Annotated in this window: 19 protein-coding genes and 2 pseudogenes; 7 read left to right on the top strand and 14 right to left on the bottom strand. The window is 42.4% G+C overall.

All coding sequences use genetic code 11. From position 1 onward, the window contains the following. Nucleotides 1–55: 55 nt before the first annotated feature. The 4 genes from HRQ85_RS09565 to HRQ85_RS09550 form a co-directional block, all read right to left on the bottom strand. The gene (locus HRQ85_RS09565) at nt 56–1,012 is read right to left on the bottom strand and encodes a hypothetical protein (RefSeq protein ID WP_156172544.1); all 957 of its coding nucleotides are present in this window, start codon (nt 1,010–1,012) and stop codon (nt 56–58) included. Between the two features lie 25 nt (nt 1,013–1,037). Continuing rightward, nucleotides 1,038–2,390: a melibiose:sodium transporter MelB gene (melB, locus tag HRQ85_RS09560; protein WP_172379463.1), complete on the bottom strand. Its 1,353-nt coding sequence runs from the start codon at nt 2,388–2,390 to the stop codon at nt 1,038–1,040. Between the two features lie 81 nt (nt 2,391–2,471). After that, nucleotides 2,472–5,522, bottom strand: a complete 3,051-nt coding sequence (locus tag HRQ85_RS09555; protein WP_086775452.1) for a beta-galactosidase — start codon at nt 5,520–5,522, stop codon at nt 2,472–2,474. A 577-nt stretch (nt 5,523–6,099) separates the two neighbouring features. After that, nucleotides 6,100–8,289 (bottom strand): immunoglobulin-like domain-containing protein, encoded by a 2,190-nt coding sequence (locus tag HRQ85_RS09550; RefSeq protein ID WP_172379462.1) that lies wholly within the window; start codon nt 8,287–8,289, stop codon nt 6,100–6,102. A 581-nt stretch (nt 8,290–8,870) separates the two neighbouring features. On the opposite strand from HRQ85_RS09550, the gene HRQ85_RS09545 reads away from it, so the two are divergent. Together HRQ85_RS09545 and HRQ85_RS09540 are read left to right on the top strand one after the other, a co-directional pair. Further along, complete coding sequence (locus HRQ85_RS09545; protein WP_102463799.1) at nt 8,871–9,392, top strand: hypothetical protein; 522 nt, start codon at nt 8,871–8,873, stop codon at nt 9,390–9,392. A 374-nt stretch (nt 9,393–9,766) separates the two neighbouring features. After that, the gene (locus HRQ85_RS09540; RefSeq protein ID WP_050645223.1) at nt 9,767–10,234 is read left to right on the top strand and encodes a hypothetical protein; all 468 of its coding nucleotides are present in this window, start codon (nt 9,767–9,769) and stop codon (nt 10,232–10,234) included. A gap of 293 nt (nt 10,235–10,527) precedes the next feature. Here the strand turns inward: HRQ85_RS09540 and HRQ85_RS09535 are convergent, their stop codons facing one another. From HRQ85_RS09535 to HRQ85_RS26225, 9 genes and pseudogenes are all read right to left on the bottom strand, one after another. Further along, complete coding sequence (locus tag HRQ85_RS09535; protein ID WP_172379461.1) at nt 10,528–11,502, bottom strand: porin; 975 nt, start codon at nt 11,500–11,502, stop codon at nt 10,528–10,530. A gap of 295 nt (nt 11,503–11,797) precedes the next feature. After that, nucleotides 11,798–12,238, bottom strand: a complete 441-nt coding sequence (locus HRQ85_RS09530) for a low molecular weight protein-tyrosine-phosphatase (RefSeq protein WP_172379460.1) — start codon at nt 12,236–12,238, stop codon at nt 11,798–11,800. Further along, nucleotides 12,231–13,649: an O-antigen ligase family protein gene (locus tag HRQ85_RS09525; RefSeq protein ID WP_172379459.1), complete on the bottom strand. Its 1,419-nt coding sequence runs from the start codon at nt 13,647–13,649 to the stop codon at nt 12,231–12,233. The genes HRQ85_RS09530 and HRQ85_RS09525 overlap by 8 nt, the downstream gene beginning before the upstream one ends. Before the next feature lie 159 nt (nt 13,650–13,808). Continuing rightward, nucleotides 13,809–14,552, bottom strand: coding sequence for a hypothetical protein (locus HRQ85_RS09520; RefSeq protein ID WP_172379458.1), 744 nt, complete (start codon nt 14,550–14,552; stop codon nt 13,809–13,811). Nucleotides 14,553–14,619: 67 nt separating this feature from the next. Next, on the bottom strand, nt 14,620–15,051 hold the full coding sequence (locus HRQ85_RS09515; RefSeq protein WP_172379457.1) for a VanZ family protein: 432 nt from the start codon (nt 15,049–15,051) through the stop codon (nt 14,620–14,622). A 90-nt stretch (nt 15,052–15,141) separates the two neighbouring features. Further along, nucleotides 15,142–15,924, bottom strand: coding sequence for a hypothetical protein (locus tag HRQ85_RS09510; RefSeq protein ID WP_172379456.1), 783 nt, complete (start codon nt 15,922–15,924; stop codon nt 15,142–15,144). Nucleotides 15,925–16,181: 257 nt separating this feature from the next. Then, a pseudogene (locus tag HRQ85_RS09505) lies at nt 16,182–16,325 on the bottom strand (sugar phosphate nucleotidyltransferase); the annotation flags it as partial. Nucleotides 16,326–16,647: 322 nt separating this feature from the next. Continuing rightward, nucleotides 16,648–16,965, bottom strand: a complete 318-nt coding sequence (locus tag HRQ85_RS09500; protein WP_102463793.1) for a hypothetical protein — start codon at nt 16,963–16,965, stop codon at nt 16,648–16,650. Nucleotides 16,966–17,514: 549 nt separating this feature from the next. Then, a pseudogene (locus HRQ85_RS26225) lies at nt 17,515–17,779 on the bottom strand (helix-turn-helix domain-containing protein); the annotation flags it as partial. 322 nt (nt 17,780–18,101) lie between these two features. On the opposite strand from HRQ85_RS26225, the gene HRQ85_RS09490 reads away from it, so the two are divergent. The 4 genes from HRQ85_RS09490 to HRQ85_RS09475 all read left to right on the top strand — a co-directional run bounded on the left by HRQ85_RS09490 (nt 18,102) and on the right by HRQ85_RS09475 (nt 20,242). After that, the gene (locus tag HRQ85_RS09490; RefSeq protein ID WP_172379454.1) at nt 18,102–18,575 is read left to right on the top strand and encodes a hypothetical protein; all 474 of its coding nucleotides are present in this window, start codon (nt 18,102–18,104) and stop codon (nt 18,573–18,575) included. Then, on the top strand, nt 18,568–19,032 hold the full coding sequence (locus HRQ85_RS09485; RefSeq protein WP_172379453.1) for an N-acetylmuramoyl-L-alanine amidase: 465 nt from the start codon (nt 18,568–18,570) through the stop codon (nt 19,030–19,032). The genes HRQ85_RS09490 and HRQ85_RS09485 overlap by 8 nt, the downstream gene beginning before the upstream one ends. 78 nt (nt 19,033–19,110) lie before the next feature. Continuing rightward, on the top strand, nt 19,111–19,452 hold the full coding sequence (locus HRQ85_RS09480) for a hypothetical protein (RefSeq protein ID WP_172379452.1): 342 nt from the start codon (nt 19,111–19,113) through the stop codon (nt 19,450–19,452). Nucleotides 19,453–19,954: 502 nt separating this feature from the next. Then, nucleotides 19,955–20,242, top strand: coding sequence for a GIY-YIG nuclease family protein (locus HRQ85_RS09475; RefSeq protein WP_172379451.1), 288 nt, complete (start codon nt 19,955–19,957; stop codon nt 20,240–20,242). 352 nt (nt 20,243–20,594) lie between these two features. Here HRQ85_RS09475 and HRQ85_RS09470 read toward each other — a convergent pair whose 3' ends face one another. Beyond that, nucleotides 20,595–21,560: a DHH family phosphoesterase gene (locus tag HRQ85_RS09470; protein ID WP_172379450.1), complete on the bottom strand. Its 966-nt coding sequence runs from the start codon at nt 21,558–21,560 to the stop codon at nt 20,595–20,597. Nucleotides 21,561–21,602: 42 nt separating this feature from the next. Between HRQ85_RS09470 and HRQ85_RS26395 the strand changes: the two genes are divergently transcribed. Then, nucleotides 21,603–21,731 carry a hypothetical protein gene (locus HRQ85_RS26395; RefSeq protein ID WP_301540142.1) on the top strand — a complete coding sequence of 43 codons (129 nt, stop codon included), beginning with the start codon at nt 21,603–21,605 and terminating at the stop codon, nt 21,729–21,731. Nucleotides 21,732–21,735 lie beyond the last annotated feature (4 nt).

The raw sequence follows: 21,735 nt of genomic DNA, 5'->3' as shown, positions 1-21,735 counted from the left end.
ATCTCGATATTATTAATTTAATAATCGTATAGATTTAGGATATATTCAGAATTAATTAGAAAGAACGGCGATATCCAAGTTTCACAAAGAAGTAATCATCTTCCCACTGATTTTGGTTCCAATCCTGTTCAAAGTTCTCTTTATCTTCAGTTTGGTAATAAGTTTCGAATACAAACTTAGACTTATCATCTATTTTGTAATCACCCCAGAAGCCCGCTCGAATTCGCAGTTCGTCCTTATCACCGTAATCAACACTCTCTGCATTTCGGTAGAAGGTATAGCGTACAAATGGCGTTACAGTGAGGTCATTGAATGTCTGTGTATAGTTCATACGAACTTGCCATTCTACGCGCTTCTCTTCTTCCCAGGCCCGGTTATCGCCTTCAAACTCACTTTGCTTACTTACTTCGCTGTATAACGTTACCTGCAATGTTTTGTCATAAGCTAGACGAGAGCGAACACCAAAATCTATCTCGTGATAATAGTCTGTATAGCTGGTTCTTAGGTCGTTGTTTGCTTCATCCTGACAGCCATTTTCGCCGACACAATCTTCACCACGAGGGCGATTTCTAACACCAACGGGGGCGATAAAACCATCAAGGATTAAGTCATGGTCTTCTGCTAGGTAATACGCCATATTGTTGTAAAATCGATATTCCGTGCGGCGAGTATCATTCGCGTACATTTCATTTCGAATTTGGAATTTAGGTCCCCACCAAAAGTCTTTGTATCCCTCGGACCAACCAATCGCGACATCCTGTCGAGAACGGTCATTCCAAGTTCGCTCTTCACTCTCAATCATGTGGCGGTAGCTGAAGTTAGCGTACAAAAACATGGATGAATCTTCGATTGGATTAAATTCCATTGCTATGTATGGCATGGTATTCGATCGTTGCTCTTGGTCACCCCAGTTCTCATATTCATTACCTAGCTCGATATAACCAGCCATAGTCGATGAAGAAAAAGCAAGCGCAGAGCACATCAAATAAGATGCCTTATTATTTAATTTCATTGTTAACCTTTATTATTGGATATAATTATGTAGAAGAAATTTCTTTTAAAACCATATTTTGATATTCACCATTCAGGCGATATGTTTTTTGATATATATAAGCGCTAAGTAATACTAATAATGTAGGAATACCAACCATTAATGCTCTTAGACCTAATATGGTTTCTTCACTCTGCTCAATATTAGGAACATAACCCACGGCGGTTAACCCAATGCCGACAAAGAACCCTGAAAGCGCACCTGCAAATTTAACGAGCATGGTTTGAATTGAGAAAATGATACTTTCACTGCGGTGCCCTGTTTTGTATTCTCCGTAATCTACTACGTCAGCTAACATCACTGTCGACAGGCCATTTGATAAACCACCACCAAACTTGAGTGCTGCACCAGCAATTCCGACTAAGATCCCGTTTTCCGGTGCAAAAATTCCCGTTAGAACAAGAATTAGGCTACATAACAATGGGAACAGACACGCTACCAGCCACATAAACTTTCGGTTGATTAAGTTACAAAGCTTAGGAAACAAAAAAACACCAGCGATTTCAGCCATGCCAGATACTAAAGCAAACATCGGGAACAAATCTTCACGCCCAATGGCATAGCTGAAGTAATAGATAGCAAAGCCACCAACCAACTGAATAGCGATATTGAACGTTAGCACTACACCAATCAGTGACTTCAATTGATCATTTTTGCCAATAATGTCTTTTACATCTTTGAGCGTGAATTTGTCTGCAGATACACGCTTATCTTTAATACGTTCTTTAACGTTAAAGAAAGTGATTAAGGCGCTCGCTATGAATGCCGCAATAATAGCCAAGCTTAGGTATACGAACCCCGACCCTTTGTCTTCACCACCAAAGAAGCCAACCAAGTACAAGCCGTATGTACCCATTAGTGTCCATGCACAACTAGCAAACAGACGAGGCCATACCACTAATTTTTCACGTTCAACACGCTTTGAAGACATAGAAGGAATCATCGACCAGTAAGGAATATCCATGATCGTGTAAGTGACACCCCATAAGATATAAGTGACCGTTGCGTATACATACACCATATTTCCTTCGATATTATGGGTATTGAACACCAACAATAGGAAAACAGAGTTAACTAGCGTACCAATCACAATCCAAGGGCGAAATTTCCCAAAACGAGTTCGAGTGTTATCAACAATCATACCCATTACAGGGTCAGTAACCGCATCAACAAAACGAGCGACGAGAAATAACGTACCAACAAATGCAGCAGATATTCCAACGACATCGGTGTAGTAGAACATTAAAAAGATATAAATAATGGAACAGGCGAAATCTTTTCCTAGAGCACCTAGACCATAAGAAAATTTTGTTTTTATCGATATACTACCTTCAGACATATAAGGCTCCTTAGCCTTTGTAGTTAAATGATTCAGGGTTCAAAGAGTGGCTCACCCCTCATTGGAGGTGAGCTCAATTTGTTATTTTAAAACGAATTTCCATCGGTAATTGTTGCGTAGCAAACGGTATTCAGGTCGAACACTTGGTGTCCAAGAATCATCTCCTCCTACCCCCATATGGAAGCCGTCAAAGTAAACAAATAATCCAGGTTGCTTTTGCAGCTCGTAAGTATGTTTAGCTTTAGCGAGTTGTTGCTGACCATACTGACTAACGCTGAAATAGAAGTGACCTAATAGCTGAATATCACCAATTTCAAGTTGTTGGGTATCGCTACGTAATCCGTTATCAGACGGGAATATGTATGGTGTATGCATATTCGAAATAGGTTGCGTCCAACGACCAAGGTCAGCACTTAACTTACGATCTGGATAGTTTTCATGCGGACCTCGCCCTAGCCAGGCCACACTTTGTGGACACTCAATCAAATGCATTTCAGCACCGATTCTTGGCATCGGTGGCATTGAATCATCAACATCGACAGATACCGATACTTGCGCCTCACCCTGCTGCGTAAAGCGGTAATCCCAAACGGACGTTAAAACCAACTTATCGTTTGCAAAATACGTATGTCGCACGCGTACTTCTCCAATCGCGACATTAACCTCAACACCTTTACAGCGATGTTCTAAGTCAAACAATCCAGCATTCTGCCAACGAACCATCCAAGCATTTGGGTCTTGGCGGTCGACTTCACTTACACCAATATCGTTATCAAGTGGTGCGCGGAAAAAATTATCGCGAATTGGAGAAAGCAGTTGTTCACGGTCCGCTTTTTTCCAACTTTCCACTTCACCAGTGGTCGCATTGATATACCATTGATTATGCGCTGCCGTGACACGCAGCCCGCCATCAACCTGTTCAAATTTAGCTGGTACAAATGTTTGGCTTTCGACGTCTTCAAGCTGAAGTTTCTTACCTAATGTTGCCTGATGTTCTGCAACAATATGCCCAGCATTAGCCCAGTTAGTATCTTGCTGCTGTCGAATCGCAACATTAAGATAAGCCTCTGTGTTAAGTAGTCCAAACTCAGAATCTAATTCAATCAGGTGCGTCTGTTGAGCTGGTAGATTCAGACTCAATTCACCACTTCTAATGACAGATCCTTCATCATCAATAACTGTCCAATCTAAGCTGTGGTGAGCAGTATCAACAAACAAATGTTCACTGGTCACTTTAATTGCAAGCGGTTTTGAAGATACAAGTTCAAAACTAAATGGTTGCTGAGCCCGTTTTGCTTCGAATAATGTAGGGTGCGGCGTTCGGTCAGGAAAAACTAAGCCATTTATACAGAACTGACGGTCGTTAATTTCGTCACCGAAATCACCGCCATATGCCCAGTAATGAACGCCATCCTCGCTCGTTTTATCAAGCCCTTGGTCAACCCAATCCCAAATAAAACCACCTTGCAGGCGAGGATGAGATCTAAATGCATCCCAATACTCTGCAAATCCACCAAGGCTATTGCCCATCGCATGTGCGTATTCACACAAAATGATTGGACGGTTTTCATCACCAATACCAACCCATTTCTTTAATGAAAGTTTAGGTTCGTCGGTATGCCCTTGCTCTTGGTCAGCGTCGGTTCTTGCATACATAGGGCAGATAATATCGGTTGCGCTTGTGTCCGAACCGCCTCCCTCATACTGAATAACACGAGAAGGATCGACTCGTTTGGTCCACTCATACATTGCGTTATGGTTTGAACCATAGCCGGACTCATTACCAAGCGACCAAATAATGATGCTTGAGTGATTAAAGTCTCGCTCCACCATGCGGGTCATTCGCTCTAAGAAAGCGCTCGCCCATTGAGGATCATCTGCGATTCGTCCCATTGGTGTCATTCCGTGAGTTTCAATGTTGGCTTCATCGACAACATATAATCCTAAGCGGTCACACAGGCTGTAAAAACCAGGTTGGTTAGGGTAATGAGAGCAGCGGACAGCATTAAAATTATGCTGTTTCATCAGCTTTAAATCTTGCTCTACGCGTTCAAGGCTTTCTGCATGACCTGTTGTAGGATCGTGCTCGTGCTTGTTTACACCACGAATCATCAGTGCTTGACCGTTGATGCACAACTGACCGCCTATGACTTCGATCTTTCGAAAACCGACATCGTAGGCTTCACACTCAATCACATCACCTTCGTTTGTGACTAAGCTAACAACCAGACGGTAAAGGTTTGGCGCCTCAGCACTCCACTTCTTTGGGTTGTTTGCCTTTAACGTTGCGAAACAACGTTCACTGTATCCGCCTTTTTCATCGACAGGCGCTGTACCGACTTCCGTAACATTTGACGCAATTTCTTTCTCACCATCAAACAATGCGGTTTTCACCGACAAGCCCTCACCATTCATGGTGTCGACATTGATTGTCAGCTCACCATCTCGATAAGCAGCATCAAGGTCTGGCGTCACTTTTACATCTTTAATGTGGCGAACTGGTTTATTAAGTAGACGAACTGAGCGGAAAATACCACTCATCCACCACATGTCCTGACCTTCCATGTAACTGCCATCACACCACCGAAGGACTTTGACGGATAATGTGTTATTGCCTTCGGCTAGATATGGACTAAGGTCAAACTCTGCAGCAAGACGACTATCTTGAGAGTAACCAACAAACTCACCATTACACCAAACGTAAAATGCACTATTTACACCATCAAAAACGACTCGCGTTTGTGACTCTTGCTCCCAACTTTCAGGCAATTCAAAAGTCGTCTGGTAACAACCTGTTGGGTTCTCTTTTGGAACAAATGGAGGGTTGCACGGAAATGGGTATTTCACATTGGTATAAATTGGGAAATCATGCCCCTGTAACTGCCAATTACCTGGAACTGTAATTTTCTGACTCGGAAGTTGTTCATCAGCCATCCAGTTTTCAGGAACAGAATCAGGAGACGGAAATAGTGCAAAATCCCATTCCCCATCTAGGCTCATAACCGATGAGCTTATAACTCCAGCGTGAGCACAAGATTCACTACGCCAACTAGATAGTGGCGTGTGTGCTCGTAGTCGGTTGAAAGAAGTAATTTCTGGACTTTCCCAGATACGTGTATTCGTAGCGTACATTTCAGGACCTAACGTTTTAAATGATCTTGGAATCATGTTAACGAAGACATTTAAACCACACCGTGATTAAAGCCACAGTAATTGTAACCGGTTACAAACAAAAACCAAAAAGACCCATCCAATCTAAACCCCATACACCAAACAGCATTAAACTCCAAATATTAACGACAAAATACACATACAAAGGATATAACACCACCGCAATCCATAAATTAGAGTTAACGTCGAAATAAACTCATTCACCAAAACTATAAACCAACTAAAAATCATACGGGCAAGTTAATAGGTATTTGTCATTGCATATACAAACCCCATTACCATACATAGTGTTACATAGATTGTTACATAAATTGTTACAGTAACTATTTATAGTATTTGCACCGCACGTAACTTTAATCGTTCAAAGGTCATTTACCGTGAGAGTCACGTTCAACTTCGGTAAAGTTGGTTAAATTTATAGCGAAGCTCACACCTTTTTAGGTTGCTTTATAGATTTCAAATTCCCCAAATAAAAAAGAGAGGCACAATGGCCTCTCTTTGATCGTCTACTTTATGTTGCTAGCGTTGAGCTATCAGACTACAGCTTTGTCCAAGCATCTTGCCAGTATTGGCTTTCTGCTGGTGCGTAAGACGCGCTTGCACACCATGCCGTGTACGGCCAAGGTTTACATTCGTACAGACCATTATCGCTGCCGACCACAATGTCACCTGCTGCGTAATTTGTGCCTGCTTCATATGGCGGGTAATCACCTGGAGGTGGAGTCGTTCCGCCACCGTCTTTAACAGCGAACGAATCATTTACCATCACCATTTCACCGTCAGATGCTTTACCGACCACTTCAAGTGCATATTGCCCTTCCGCTACATCGTACAAGTCCATGGTAATAGCGCGGCTGTCCGTTAAGTTAACCTGAGTCTGCTCAACCACAGTCCCTGCACTATTGAGCACCATAGCGGTAACATCTAACGCTTCATTTGATGTCAGTGTTAGGTCTAAACGAACATTGCCGTTATCTGGCGCATATTCTGACTGAAGGCCTGAAACTGCAAGCTCTAAGTCATCGCCCGGATCTGGGTTACCACCACATGAAGAGTCTGAAACTTTTCTCCAAACGCCCCACTCACCTGTCGTTCCTGGTTCTTCGCCACGAGTGTACCAACCCGCTCCCCACGTTGAACCGTCGTGAGAGACTTGGTCGCCTTCCACATAAACTGTTTCACTGTCCCATGCATTGGCACAGTTAGAGCCATCAGTCACAGACACTTTACGGTCAGCGGTTACAGTTTGGTTCGCGCTGTCTGTTACGCTATACACAAGCGTGTAGTTGCCGATTTCGTTTACATCAACACTACCAGTATGTGTGATGGTATTTGTTAGGTCGCCATCTTCAGCATCATTCGCCGTCACGCCTGCCATAGCATCAAACGCAGCACCCAACACAACTGTTGTGTCAGACACACCATTAAATACTGGCTTCTGGCTGTAAACCTCTACCGTTCTCGCTTTAGTGGTTTCGTTGTTATCGCTGTCTTTCACTCGGTAAGTCAAAACGTAAGTGCCAATCACACTGGTTTCCACGTAACCTTCAACATCGACAGAAGATGTTAGATCGCCATCTTCTTTATCGGTTGCTGTTACGCCTTCCATAGGATCAAATGTTGTGCCGTGAAGAACACGCGTATTTTCGACACCTTTAAGAACTGGCTCACCCTCGACTGGAGGTGGCGTCACTTGACCGTGTACAAATGGGCCGTAGTCTTTAATAAACTGCTCGTTGTATTGTTGACCGTTTTTGTTAGTGCCCATGTCCCAGTTGATAGACCAAGTCATTACACCACGCAGGGGTTGGCCTTGAGTCGTTAAGGTCTCGAACGCGTCGTATAAATCTTGAGGGTCTTGCACAAAGCCCGTCGCTGCAGCATCGATACTTGAAGGAATACCAAACACCAGCTTGTCATGAGGGATCTTGTGGAAGCCACGCGTTCCGTTGATAAGCGAATCAGAGATGTAGTAGATGAATTCTTCTTTTAATGCATCGTTGTTTTGAGCAATCCAGCCCACACCGTCAACCCAGATACCGTCGCCACCTTGGTTGTAGAACTGTGGGTTAATCCAGTCGTAATAACCTTCTAGATTATCGATATAAGGAACGTACTTACCGCCTGTCGTTAGATACGGGAACTCAGGCGCCATAGTAATAAGGAAGTTTTTCCCTTCGGCACGGTAGTGATCTTTTACTAGCTTAAGTGCGTCAGGAATAACCGTCTGGTTGTTTGCTGCGGTTACTGCTGCTTGTTCAAGGTCGATATCTAGACCATCGAAACCGTAACGCTCAGTAAGGCGGATTATCTCATCAGCAAAGGCTCTTTCATCACCCGTTTCAAGTTCTACGTGTGCATCAGCACCACCCAGCGCTATCAGTACAGAACGGCCTTGCTTGTTGAGCTCGGCAATTTGGTCAATAAATTGTTCTTCTGATAACCCAACGGTTGGGTCCAGTTTAAAAGTTGGGATTCGACCATCAGCCACATCGTAAACCTTCATGAATGACACATTCACGATGTTATACATTGGGTTTACTTCATCCAGCGTCACGCATGGCGCATTACCACCTTGGTAGCCGCCACCGTCACACCAGTTGTGCCAATAACCGACCACGACACCAGAATCTGGATTCGTCATATCTGAACCATTCGCATAAACAGCGCCAGACATTGCGGCCATGCCGACCGATACAGCTAATTGTAGAGCTTTACGTTTCAACATTAGTCCCACTTCCTTACTTAACAGCTGTGCCAATCACAACCGAACCAATTCATTGTAATCATGAATATTTATAGAGAAGTAATGGAATTTATAGGAAAAGATGACCTTTGATTTAACTTGTGATTTTAAGTCACAGATTGAATGTCAGAATCAATATGATTTTGACTTTTCATTCAATTTATAACGCTAAAAGACTGAGAGATATAGTTTTTACATTGTCATTTCAAGCAATTAAATTCACTCAGGGAATGAATTGTAATTCGACTCAAAGTATTTACCAATATTGAGACATCGCTCATAATTTTATAGGTTGAATGAATCAATATCACCATATACAAAAGGTACAACGGTAAATTACAGCTGTTTTTTCACAGAAGATCACAAAAATATCGGACTTTACACGCAACTTGAATGGATATGCACAATGTGGCATTTGACAGTTTTGTTATACATCAAGTATCATTTTCGTGCTAGGTAAGGCTTTGAATAAAGGCCACCAACGTCGCACTGACACACTAAATAACTAACAATAATGCTACAAAAAATATGACATACTATTTTAATAAGGTACCAAGTACGATATGATTGCACTCATAGAAAATTCTAACATTGAGGTTGCTTTGAGTCGTATCACCAAACAGCAAAAAGAAGAGAACTACCAAAAACTCAATTCAGTCATTTTGGACATCTTCTTGACTGAGGGCTGGGGCAAAGTAACATACGATCGTATCTCAAGGATTACAGGGCTTCGTAAAAGCACATTACAAGGCTACTACCCGAGCAACAATGACTTTTTAGTTGCTCTCCAAGGAAATTTAAAAAGCTTAATGCTTGGGGAACTTGATCTATCGAGTAAAGAGAATTTGTTGAATTCATGGGATAAAGCTCTTGGAAAAATGGAATTTAGTTTCATTGTTCAAATGCTAATATCTCACTGTATTTCAAGTGAACCTACGCCAATTGCTAATCAAGCAATGGAAAGCTTCCATAAAACAATTACTCACGCCCTCCCTGATGATGACACCAATGAAATAATGGTTCACGTTTTCGGGTTAGCTGTTATAGCCCCAATAAAAGAGACTCTTACAAAAGCTGTTTGTTAATAATAAAAAATTTTACTATCAGCCACTTAAATTTATCGAGTTAGCTAGGACGTGTTCGTTGTGCTAAGAACGTAGCCTTTTAATACACACTTTTCGGCATAGGCGATAACCTAATGGTTATGCTTTCGTCAGTTAACTCGACATCTCCCGCTTCCCATCTCTCAACTCCCATACAGTAGTATCTCCACTCCTCTTTAGTCGTTAAATTATCAGTTAATAACTTTCTACTTATTTCTCCAAGAAGTATGATTTACCACTTATCTATGTCAACAGCATGTAAAATACTGTTATCCTCTGTCAAGATACTATACGTACCTATTACTTTTTAAAAATTTTGTGCTAATGTTTCATTTATCAACATTATGGAGACAACTATGGCACGTATTAGTAAAGCGCAATGGGAAGAAAATTTCGCCTCTTACAATGCGATCATTCTTGAAATTTTTCTAAACGAAGGCTGGGACAACGTAACCTACGACCGTCTAAGTAAAGAAACAGGATTGAGAAAAAGTACATTACAAGGCTACTACCCTAGTAATGCTGATTTTGAAACCGCGATTCAGGGTAAAGTATTCCCTATTATCCTCAGACATCTCGATTTTTCATCGCGAACTCAACTCATTGATTCTTGGAAACAAGCAATGAGCTCGAATCAATTTAGAATGATCATGCGAATGTTTATCATGCATGCTCATAAGAAAGGCGCCGATGGTAATGGTCGAAATGGTGTGATCACTCTAACGAAGCTCATTTCAGAAAAGCTTCCTGAAGAAGATTCGTTTGCACTAATTCAACTATTATTCGGCTTAACGGTTACCGAGTTAATGGAAATCAACTTTTAATTAACCTTTTATCTTGATGACACTAACAGCTGATATGTAAATGGTGTCTATCAAAAATACGATGGATCGCTAACCGATTAAATTTCATAAAAAAAGCAGTGCGACGAATGTCCCACTGCTTTTTTTATTTAGCCAATACTAATTTCGTAAACACAGCGACGAGCGTCGCCTCATAGTGAGCTCTGCTTATAGCTATCAGTTGAAAGCAACATGCTATAACACTTCTAAGCCGCACACCTACGCGTAACTCTATAGCTGATTTGCTGAAATCAGTCGTATCATCTACCTGTCAATTACCAGCTAACAGTTGCACCTAGTGCATAGTTAGTAGCTTGTTCATCGACTACCTTAGTACCGTCATCAACAAGGTTCACTTCAGCGTAAACACTCGCCCATTCTACGATTTCGTAACGAGAACCTAGGTAGAAGTTATTGATTTCGCCGTCTAAAGTACGTGTGTTTGAATCTTGGGAGATGAACTCATAACCGGTGTAACCAAATAGCTTTTCGATGATCTCAATTTGACCAGCGATAGCGAAAGCGTTTTTCTTAACGTCAAGTTGGCTGTTTGAACGGTCTTCAATATCAGTATTGTAGTACGTTGCACCTAGCTTGTAGTCACCCATGTTGATCTCACCGCTCAGCATAGAGTACAGCTCATCTTTATTGTTTTGAGTCACGTTTGTTGAAGAAGAACCTACACCAGCCGTTAACGTTAGATCCGCTAGGAAGTACTGCCCGTAAGCTTCCATAATTTCACGATCTAAGTCACCAGCTTCAGGCCCGTAGTTAACACTTAGAGCAAACACTTCAGTTTCGAATTTGTACTTAAGACCAAGATCATGTTGGCTTACAGCATTAAGGTTAGCTAAACCACCAAACGCTTCAGAGTAATCGACGCCGTTTAGGTCATCAGAAGTTGTTGCATGTTTACCAAACGTTAGCGTACCTAACACTTCGTGTTGTGCGCCTGCATAGTATTTTGATAGGTAAAGATCATCTTCATCTTTATCTTCTTCAGCATCAAAGTTGATTTCAGCCTCAACCAGTGAAAGTACGCTAGTCGTGTCCGTCACTGAGTAACGCGCATCGACACCAATCTTAGATTCGCCGAACGTATAGTCGTTGCTCTCATTGTCGTAGAAAAACGCACGAGCCTTCACTTCACCATATACATCTAGGTAAGCTGTATCGTTATTAATAATTTCGTAAGCGTAAGCGGGTGACAGAACAGCCGACGTCGCTAAAGCGAGAATAGTCTTCTTCATTGTTATTTCCAAACTAATAGCTACGCACCATTGCGTACCTAGACCGTAAAATGAATACAAGTACTGTATTCCTTAAAAGATTTAAAGGGGTGTATTTCGTGCCCCATTAAACTCAACTTCTTAAATTGATGAATCCGTGGTTTATCTATTAGAACTCATTTAGCCCACTGCGTAATTCATGTCGCACCTAGTCAATATTGCACCTAGTCAATATTGCACCTAGCTGATATTGCACCTAGTTAATATCGTGCGTAGCTCATATCGCAGTAGTTAATATTTTCACTAATGCCGTTAATTAGGCGATCTTTTTCGCCCATTGACGACTTGCTTGCAACACCTGTTGCAGAGCAAATTCAAAAGCCTGTTGGTCTTTTTGGTAAGGATCTGCAATAGTCCCTACACTCCACTGCCCTAGCAATAACGTCTTATGCCTCGCGTTAGGTGCAATGGAAGCGACCAAATCAATATGGGCTGGCTCCATAACCAAAATGAGATCATTGGAATCACACAGCTCTTGAGTTAGCTGTTGTGCTTTGTGTTCATTAAGTTCTAAGCCATGATTCGCCGAAACGTTTTGCATCATAGAATCTGCGGGCTGACCAATTAAGCCACTTGGCTCAGTCGCAATCCCAGCAGAACAAACCGCTTTATTCGGCATTATCGCTTTCAATGACGCTTCACCTAGAGGAGAGCGACAGATGTTACCCATGCAAACCACCAAAATTCGATTAAACATTGTGACTCTCTTGTGTAGACGTACGGCGTTTGCCTGATGGCAATACAGATGACACCCCGACTAGAACCAAGACCATTAAAAACGTCATGGCATTAGCAGAAGGTTGGAGGTTAAAATCCACGGAAATGTGAATCAGCATGCCAACAATGGCCATGTAGCAGCCAAGCGCTGTCCCTTTCATGGTTTTACTACGGCGTTTACGCATGGTTTGAATCGTTTTATATAAAGCGACAAAAAGCATTGTTCCCAACATTAACGTCATCGGTAAACCTGACTCGACTGCAAATTGCAAATACTCGTTATGCGCATGATCGTAATAACCAATGTTCCAAAAACTGAACCTAGGAAATGTGGAATGAAAGCTCCCCGATCCATAACCAGTAAGTGGGGCTTGCTCAACCATTAACGCTCCCCAATCGACCACTTCTACTCGTGTTTCTTTCTCCATAGCGGTTTGCTCTAAGCGATCTTTTACTTTGGATAAACCAAATAAAGACCCGACAACGACGGTATCAATCAAGACCAAGCTGATGACTAGTGCGACTAATGCGCGCGGCTTTTGGTTATAAAACAATAATGCTGTGAATCCGCCAATCAAAGTAGCAGCGAAAAATGCCGTGTTGCCCATTCTAGAACGCGTCATTACAAGCGCGATAACCATCATGATTAGACCGCAACGTACAACCATCTTGTTAGAAATTAACCCTGATACCCAACGTTGAATTCGGATATGCCAAGAACCAGAGGAAGATACATGAAGCTGTGAAACCAACAATCCCGCGCCTAAACACAGGCACATCATCATGTAGTTGGCTAAGTGATTTTTATAGATGAATGAACCCGTTGCGACATCGGGCAAACGAATGCCAAAAACTGGTGAAAACTCGAACCCAAACAACAACACTAACGCGCCATAAACGGCTTGGAAGCAACCACTCAACAACAAAGCGCTAAGCACCCATTTGATGCGTTTCTCCGTGTTGATAAGCACGATCGCTAACACGATAAACAACAGGTAAACCAAGCCTTTAATTAGGCTGCTATATGTACTGAAAGCGTCAACACTAATTCGACCCAAACCTTGTGTATTCGTGATTAAATGAGCCTGTTCATAAGCCAAAGAAGCCATTGACGACATAAACGTCAATGGAAGCTCAGACATTGGCAGTAGTTGCAATGCCGTCCAGAATTGAAAAATAGCAATGGGTAAAATCAACCATTTGAACTGATTCAGACGTTGAAAAGGGAATGCTTGCCAATGAGAACGAAAACTCAGAACCGCTGCGATTAAAGTAGTGCCAACCCAAACTCCAGCAATGGACCATGCCCATATGCGGTTAGAGCCTAATGGAATAGGCAACCAAACTAACAATGTAAGTAAGCTATAGAAGCTAAAAGTATTCAAACGCATTAATCGTAACATTCTCATTGGGAAACAAATCGTGTCATTAAAGCCCGCCCCTTCTTGATATACAAATGCTTGGTAATGAACACATAACCATTCAGGTCATTGCTTGCTATTACCTAACGCTATACACCAACAAAGATTGTGTGCGGGCTTTAGACTGTGTTAGTTGCTTGAAACAGGCGAATCTTTCACAGGTTTTGTCGGCTCTGCACCAGGGAATTTCTTATCTGATTCAGGCGCTTTTGGTGTTTCATCTTTAACTGGAGATTCATCCTTAACCGGAGACTCTTCATTTACTGGGGAATCTTCGTTTGCTGGCGTTTCTTCATTTACAGGAGCTTGCTCGTCCGCAGCTGGAGCTTCTTCGGCTACAGGATTCTCTTCAGCTACCGGAGCTTCCGCTTCTTCAACAACTGGAGCCTCTGCAGCAGGCGCTTGCTCTACTGCTTCAACAGCTTCTTGAACCTGAGTAGGATCAATGCCAGCTTCAATCGCCGCTTCTGTAACTGCTTGGCTAGAAACGCCCGCTTCAGCAGCAACTGTTGCAATAGCAGCTGCTTGTTCTGGTGCTGCTGCGATCGCGACAACCGATACGGCTTCAGCCGATTCAGGTTCAGCTGCTACTGCCGCTTCAACAATCGATGCCGCTTGTTCTGGTTGCGCCGTTACAGCAGCAGTTACGACCGCTTCAGCAGCTTCAGGGTTAGCCGTTACAACCGTTTCAACGATTGCTGCAGCCATTTCTGGGTACTGAGCGATCAACTGTGCAACTAGCTCTTCTGGTGTCAGCTCACTTTGTTCTACGATACCCACTAAATCTACAGATTCAGATGTAGCAGCATAAGTGACCGAAGTTGACATCGTCATACCAAGCAATGCGCTTAGCATAAATTTGTTTAACTTCATGTATATACCTCTTTTAAGAATTAAACAGCGTGAATTCAGCATCCACACCATGGTTTACCAAAGCAAGCTAAGCTGATAGCTGTTGCTTAATCCGATAAATTGAGAAAAGTTGATAGATACCTATTCCGATAAACAAACCAACCATGTTCGCGAACCAGTCATTAACTGAAAATGTTCGCGTAGAAATAAAATACTGCATCGCTTCGTCTAGGCTGACTAAGCTGATACTTAAAACAATGAGCGCGGCTTGCCGTCCACTAAAGTAAAAGAAGTGGCGTTTTGCCTTATTCGTCATACCAGCCCAGCAGGCACTAGCACCTAAGCAAACAGACACCGCCAGATGTAAAACGATATCACCACCCACTTTGTTTTCTAGCTGGACGATTAGCCCCGCTAGAAGGTCTAAAGATTTGGCCAACGAAGCCATTCCACCTAGCGATAGCACGATCAAAAAGAGTCCTACCCGCTTCCAGCTTGTTTGTCTTTGTCCAGAAATCACTTTGTTACTCTCAACAACTGTACTTTTTAAAACTGTTGCCTTGCTATTGCTATTGCTATACACAAAGAAACTTGTTCAACTCGACCATTATCAAGTTCCCTTACACGCGCGCATGGTTTTATCATTGAACGCGAGCAACCGACATGCACGTAGCTTCTCTGGAGAACGCGCAATAATCTTATTGTGCCAGTGATTAATACGGTACTTTTTAGGCTCTAGCAGGTAACTCGACACCAATACACGCTGTTCGACATTTAGTCTTGTCCAATAAGCGAGATAAAACTCCAGACCAAACAAGGCAACTGGTCTTTCAAAGCGACCATTCTGAAGAGCTATTTCAAACGGAGCGTTAACTTGTTCAAATGATGCGCCATTCCGCCATTGGTATTCAGCTTCGGCAACAAACGCTTTAGCGTTCATGGGCCTGAGCAACTGTGCTTGTTTTGCTGTTGCTATCGCATCTTCAAACTTGTATTCGACACTGTAAGAATCATTTTCTGCCCCTAGTTCATGAACTTGCGACGCAATCACTGCTTGGTATGCCGCCAACAATAAAAGGCTATCCGGGTTATTAGCGTCCCACCCAGCAACCTTTTCCATCGCAGATTCTAGTTTGACCAAATCAAAAATCGGCTGACTCTCTGTACTTTGACTTTCTTTATTCTTTAGGAAAGCGCCTAACTGCTTTTCTGCATCCAACACGTAAAAATTAGCTAGCAGCATTTTGCTACTCACACCAACAACAAAAGCTGACAGTAAAAAAATCAGACTGATTCCCAAGTAAACTTTCACTGTGTTTACTCGTTCTTTTCTTTGTGCAATGCCAGCTTCAATTACTACTGGGGTTTCTTTATCTTGAATTAAGGTTGTCAAAAGCAAGGCCTTGTTTAATGCAATTGGTGTAGCTAAAAAGTAAGCAAGTGTTTAGTCTGTCCGGGCATCAGTTATCTAAACACTGGCTTACTAGACTCTCGACATAACCTGTGCGATTTACAGCACAACTTTGTATCCGGTCGCTCTATTCCACACGCTTCAAAAACATATTCTGGTAGCAATAGTTGGTTGCATCGATATAACCTTCAACACTCCCGCAATCAAAGCGTTTACCTTTGAACTTATATGCAATGACACATCCCTGCTTGTATCGCTTCATCAACCCCATACTCAATCAATGGTTTATTCACGATTGGCATCATTTCCTTAGGCATTGACTTTGTTGCTGGTAAAAAGCGAGTTCCGTAGCCAGCAGCAGGAAACAAACAGTGTTTAATCATTAAAGGACCTTTTGTGTACCTAGTACCCATTATGGATAAAGTATTTCATCAAACATACCTAGCATAGGAACATCCAATATTTGAACTTTTATATTCCTAGCAGACACCTAGGATCAATAGGTCGAGATTATACTTATCAAGTACTAAGTACGCAATGGTAAATTCATTCTATACCATTATGAATACTGATTTAATGAACGCTTTATTCATTAATCACTTACAACGGGATTAATGAATAAAGCGATCCACAATTTGAATTATTAGTCTATTCGAAAACGCTTAATAAACTAGACTCTAATTCAAAATTCAAACCAGTTCCTTTTTAAAAACAAGAACATTGATTCAGTAGACGCTGCACACGAACTCGCTCTATCGCTTGAGTATCAAAAGAGTGGAGCATTTGGTTGGTGTTATTACATTGATGCGTCTTAACCTGGATAAATATTTGAGCATTACGCAATGTAGACTGAAATGCGTGGTACCCAGGAGTCGCTAACCCTTTCTGTAGTGTCGATGCCGACAAAGCGTTAGGGTAAGCATCTATCATTAAATCCAATAACTCCCTATGCTTACCTGCGGCCTTGGTAAACTGTTGAATTAATATCTGCTTCTCTTCTTCTATTGATAATGAATAAATCACAAAACACCTTCCCTGTATTCGTTAACATTGATTGATTTCTACGGCTAATGTCGTGCTATTCGGTATCCTCATCGGCTGATAATTCAACACTGTTTGATGCTTGATCATTTGCCCGTTTTTCTTCAATCATTGCCATAATCCGGCTTTTCATTGGGTGTTTCGGATTCTGTTGTGCATACTCCGCAACCAAAGTGTCAACGTAACGAGGCGTGTTGTTTCTGCCTCCCTTTTTTCTTTTTGATTCCTTCTGAGTGATTATGCGTGCAGTAGTAACACCGCCATACTGTGCGGAGTTTGCCTCCTCCTCCGTGTAAATCCCGCCACCGTGTGTTTTGAATGCACAAGTTTGATCGCCATGATTCATTGCGTTGCGCTTACCAGTTGCGCAGTTATTGTCGGTTCGATTCCTGCTGAACTTTATTGCAGCAATATCCGTTTCAAGGTTGGTTTTCGATTGAGACATTGCCTCATATTTTTCACTGGGGCCTGATATCTCTGATTCCTTTTTTTCACATTCTGCATAACCATTTTCAATATGGCGATCATCGAGTAGATGAAGTTGATACAAATTACTTCGCTGTCTACCTCTTTTATCGAAGCGCTTTATCTTCTCTACAAACCCTAAGCTTTCTAACCGTTTGACGTGATCTTTAACTGTTCTCTCTGAAATCTCACAATACTTGGCCAAATATCGATAAGAAGGAAAGCACCGCCCGTAGTTATCCGCATTGTCGGCTAACTTAAGTAAAATCAATTTGCTGATTGGCGAATCCGTTCTCACCAGCATGAATTCTGTTATTAAAGAATGACTCATCACCCTGCTCCATTTATGAAAGTTAGTGAATATCTAAACAATATCTTTCAAATTAGGGGCAAAAATAGACCTCATAAACCTGTAACAAAAAGTACGCTGCTGCATTTCTCACATCATTTGTCGTTAATCCATCATCGTGATCATAAAAAATGCGGCGCACTTAAAATAATTTAAGCTGGCTTTTATTTGAAAAACCCTAACGAACTATTCGCGATTATGGTTATCCGCTCATTCAGTAACATCCTTGAAACGCGAACGTACTGGCTAAACCACGAACTTACAGATCGGATGCACTGTCCATTTCACTAGTTAGGAGCTATTTATGTCACCAGCCATTCGGCGATTTATTCATACTTTCAATCACGACAGTCATTCATTTCCACTTGATCAAGCACATTGGAATTCACATTCGCCTGGGTATTTACCACCCTCTATACATTCCCCAAAAAACCACGACTTAGAAGATGAAGCGAGCGATTTTATTTGGTTGGTCGTGAAAGCAAAGCGCCGGCACCCAGTAGGATACGCCATTGCTTATGTGTGGTTGATAGACCACAAACATCACGAATCATCGGTTTTGTTAAGGGAGGTGTTCTGCAAACTTGGTAAACGAAACAGAGAAAATCAGAGAGTAGAAACAGACGTAAAGATTAGTGCAGGGGTTAAAGACGGAGTTGAGGATAAACCTAGAATTGAAATGGGGATCGAACTAGAAAAATGGCTCAATGATCAAGCTTATGTGTTCTTTGGGTATTTAGAACACCTAATGTTGAAAGAGGTAAACCTTAATGGCTAATAGACTCAACAAACGAAACCAACCACTTCGTTTTGATTGGATCACCGTTCATTGCAGTGCAACACCACCCAACATGAACATAGGCGTAAAAGAAATTCGACGTTGGCACAAGCAACGCGGCTGGACAGACATTGGATATCACTGGGTGATTACACGTAATGGAGAGTTACAAGTCGGCAGGCCAATGGATCAAATGGGTGCCCATGTGAAAGGATACAACCGCCATAATATTGGAGTGTGTTTAATTGGCGGTTACAACAACCGTTTAGAGCCACAAGACAACTTCACCCTCGCGCAACGTAAAACCTTGTTTAAGTTTATTAATGAACTGCAAGACAAGTTCGACATAACCGATGACAAAGTGTTAGGCCATAACCAATGGAACCCAACTAAAGCCTGCCCCGTCATTGGGCTTCATTCGCACAGTGATCCAAACAGTATGAACGCATTTCAGTAGTTTTAAGGAAGAAAAAAAGAAAGGAATGAAAGAAGGTAGGAAATGGATTCAATACAGCAGACAAACATAGGAGCATGAATGAATTTGCTAGGACAAATCTTTGGAAGCCAATCGATGTTAGAACGAGGCTTAGAAACCATCACTCAAACAGGAGACGCGATGTTCTTTACCGATGAAGAGAAAGCTAAACACAAACTTGCCCTTCTGCGCGCCTATGAGCCATTCAAACTAGTACAACGTTACATAGTATTGCTGTTCACTGTCCCTTACGTGTTATTGCATTCGTTTGTGGTGATTGGCTGCATGCACGGTTACGAGTGGCAACCGATTGGAGTAATGATCAACGAAGCCTTTGGCTATCCTGTTTTAGCTATCATTGGATTATATCTAACCGGCGGCGTTTTACCGAAAAAGAAATAACCTGTAGCCTCCCTGCATTCCGACCTTCATAAACGAATGTGATAAGGAATCTCACTTTGGATCTGAGATTCCACATACCTCGTCCCTCGGTTCTGGAATGACGATAGAATTACCGCACAGCCCTCTTCGTCATTCAGTTCCAACGTCCCTAACTCGTCATTCCTTACAGTGAAGAACGAGCACGCGCGCGTCATTCACAACTAACCTACCCCGTCATTCCCTACAGTGAGGAACGAACGTGATAGGGAATCTCGCTTTGGGTCTGAGATTCCACATACCTCGGTTCTGGAATGACGATGGAATTGCCGAGCAACCCTCGTCATCATTTATTACAACTAGGAACAACAACCACGTCATTCAGTTCCAACGACCCTGACCCGTCATTCCCTACAGTGAGGGACGAACGTGATAGGGAATCTGTTTTTTGCTAGCTAGTACTTATTTAATGCCATGAGTGCTTCTCCGTTTGGTAGTTTTACGAGTAACGTTGAAGGGAGGAACCATGAAACAACCTGCGATTTACGTACTATCTAACAGCTCTAATTCGGTTTTGTATATAGGTCTTACTGGAAACCTTTCACAAAGGGTCTGGTTACATAAGACGGGAGACGTCGAGGGCTTCACTCAAAAGTACAATGTTCACAAGTTAGTTTATTTTGAAATTTTCGAAGATTTCAAAACTGCGATTGAGAGAGAAAAGCAGTTAAAGAGATGGAATCGTTCATGGAAGGAGGAACTGATTAGCGAGCGGAATCCGAGTTGGCGAGACCTATACGACGATATATTGTGAGATTCCAGATACCTCGTGCCTCGGTTCTGGAATGACGATGGAATTGGCAAACAATACCCAACTTCGTCATTACCGACAGTAAGGCACGAGCGTGATAGGGAATTTCACTCCGGTCAGAGATTCCACATACCTCGTTCCTCGGTTCTGGAATGACGCTGGAATTAGCAAACAATACCCAACTTCGTCATTACCGACAGTAAGGCACGAGCGTGATAGGGAATTTCACTCCGGTCAGAGATGCCACATACCTCGTCCCTCGGTTCTGGAATGACAATGGATTTAACAAACACACCCCACCCCGTCATTCCCTACAGTGAGGCACGAACGTGATAGGGAATCTCGCCCTTCCCGACTAATTCGAATAGTAATCCGTTAACACTTGAATAAAACGCTGCTTATCCGCTTCTGGCAACACGTTGATACCCGCGGCGGCTTTACGGCCACCGCCCGTTTCAAAACTAGAACAAACCTCATCGGCCCCTGTTCTATTCGACAACGGCGCACGCAAACTCACCATGTAAGATTCGCCATCTTGATTCAGGGTTAACACCGCTTGAGCTCGGTTCGGGTCTTGATTGACGATCTCATTACCAAACACCCCACTAATACGCCTTGCCCAGGTTTTGCTTGGCAGTTCAAATACACGTGCCGCCTCATTCTCGTGAACAGGTGCAAGGCTTGATACTTGTTGATGATCATTTTGGTAAGCCGCACGCAAACGGTAAAATACCGAGCCTCCATCACTTAGAAGATCAAACGGATTCGGGTATTGATAAAGCGTTTGGTAAAGCTCAACAGGTGTAAAGTGCAAATCACCCAGTGATGCTCCATAACCGTTATAGTTAACCAAAGTACCCAACTCTTCCAAGAACGCGATTTGTAATTCATCAAAACCGTTTTCAATCGCAAGCTGATTAGCAACCGCTTTAAGGTTGTCACCAAAGGCCGCAGCAATCGCCCACGCCACATACTCACCATTGAGCTTTTGATTGATTAACAAACTGGTACAGCACTCTGGCGCGGTATCGATTAAGGTTTCAAGGTATGCAGAATCAGGCACTTCACCAGTACGGTGGTGGTCGCAATAGAACACATCGATCTTTTCATCCAACAGCGAACGCAACGCGCCTTGGTTCTTCTCCATCGATACATCTAATACCGTAACAGACGAAACATCCTTTTGAGCGACTACTTGAGAAAGCAACTTAATATCACGCTTAACACCTGTAATAAGCACACTCTCTTTCGGCTCACTTAAGCGCAGTTGCAACAACGCAATGATGCCATCTGCGTCTCCATTGAATACATCGTAGTGCATTGAGTTCCTCTCGTTCTCTAAATCGAATTGGGGTAAAAGCTTATGGTTACATTTGTACAAGCGATTCCGTTTTACATCAATATCATGTCGTTAGGTGATATAACCGATAGAACAACATGGTTTAAGATGAAAGTCATGCTTGACCCAATACCTTGGGTCGAAAAGCGATAGCGTA

The organism is Vibrio sp. Vb339, assembly GCF_902751245.1.
Lineage (GTDB): Bacteria > Pseudomonadota > Gammaproteobacteria > Enterobacterales > Vibrionaceae > Vibrio > Vibrio coralliirubri.
The sequence above is the reverse complement of the archived record's forward strand: the minus strand, read 5'-3'. Positions and strand labels throughout refer to the sequence as shown.

Coding starts and splice junctions, on each gene's coding strand:
- HRQ85_RS09565 (WP_156172544.1), bottom strand. CDS start 1,012: ATGAAATTAAATAATAAGGCATCTTATTTGATGTGCTCTGCGCTTGCT.
- melB (WP_172379463.1), bottom strand. CDS start 2,390: ATGTCTGAAGGTAGTATATCGATAAAAACAAAATTTTCTTATGGTCTA.
- HRQ85_RS09555 (WP_086775452.1), bottom strand. CDS start 5,522: ATGTACGCTACGAATACACGTATCTGGGAAAGTCCAGAAATTACTTCT.
- HRQ85_RS09550 (WP_172379462.1), bottom strand. CDS start 8,289: ATGTTGAAACGTAAAGCTCTACAATTAGCTGTATCGGTCGGCATGGCC.
- HRQ85_RS09545 (WP_102463799.1), top strand. CDS start 8,871: ATGATTGCACTCATAGAAAATTCTAACATTGAGGTTGCTTTGAGTCGT.
- HRQ85_RS09540 (WP_050645223.1), top strand. CDS start 9,767: ATGGCACGTATTAGTAAAGCGCAATGGGAAGAAAATTTCGCCTCTTAC.
- HRQ85_RS09535 (WP_172379461.1), bottom strand. CDS start 11,502: ATGAAGAAGACTATTCTCGCTTTAGCGACGTCGGCTGTTCTGTCACCC.
- HRQ85_RS09530 (WP_172379460.1), bottom strand. CDS start 12,238: ATGTTTAATCGAATTTTGGTGGTTTGCATGGGTAACATCTGTCGCTCT.
- HRQ85_RS09525 (WP_172379459.1), bottom strand. CDS start 13,649: ATGCGTTTGAATACTTTTAGCTTCTATAGCTTACTTACATTGTTAGTT.
- HRQ85_RS09520 (WP_172379458.1), bottom strand. CDS start 14,552: ATGAAGTTAAACAAATTTATGCTAAGCGCATTGCTTGGTATGACGATG.
- HRQ85_RS09490 (WP_172379454.1), top strand. CDS start 18,102: ATGTCACCAGCCATTCGGCGATTTATTCATACTTTCAATCACGACAGT.
- HRQ85_RS09485 (WP_172379453.1), top strand. CDS start 18,568: ATGGCTAATAGACTCAACAAACGAAACCAACCACTTCGTTTTGATTGG.
- HRQ85_RS09480 (WP_172379452.1), top strand. CDS start 19,111: ATGAATTTGCTAGGACAAATCTTTGGAAGCCAATCGATGTTAGAACGA.
- HRQ85_RS09475 (WP_172379451.1), top strand. CDS start 19,955: ATGAAACAACCTGCGATTTACGTACTATCTAACAGCTCTAATTCGGTT.
- HRQ85_RS09470 (WP_172379450.1), bottom strand. CDS start 21,560: ATGCACTACGATGTATTCAATGGAGACGCAGATGGCATCATTGCGTTG.
- HRQ85_RS26395 (WP_301540142.1), top strand. CDS start 21,603: ATGGTTACATTTGTACAAGCGATTCCGTTTTACATCAATATCATGTCG.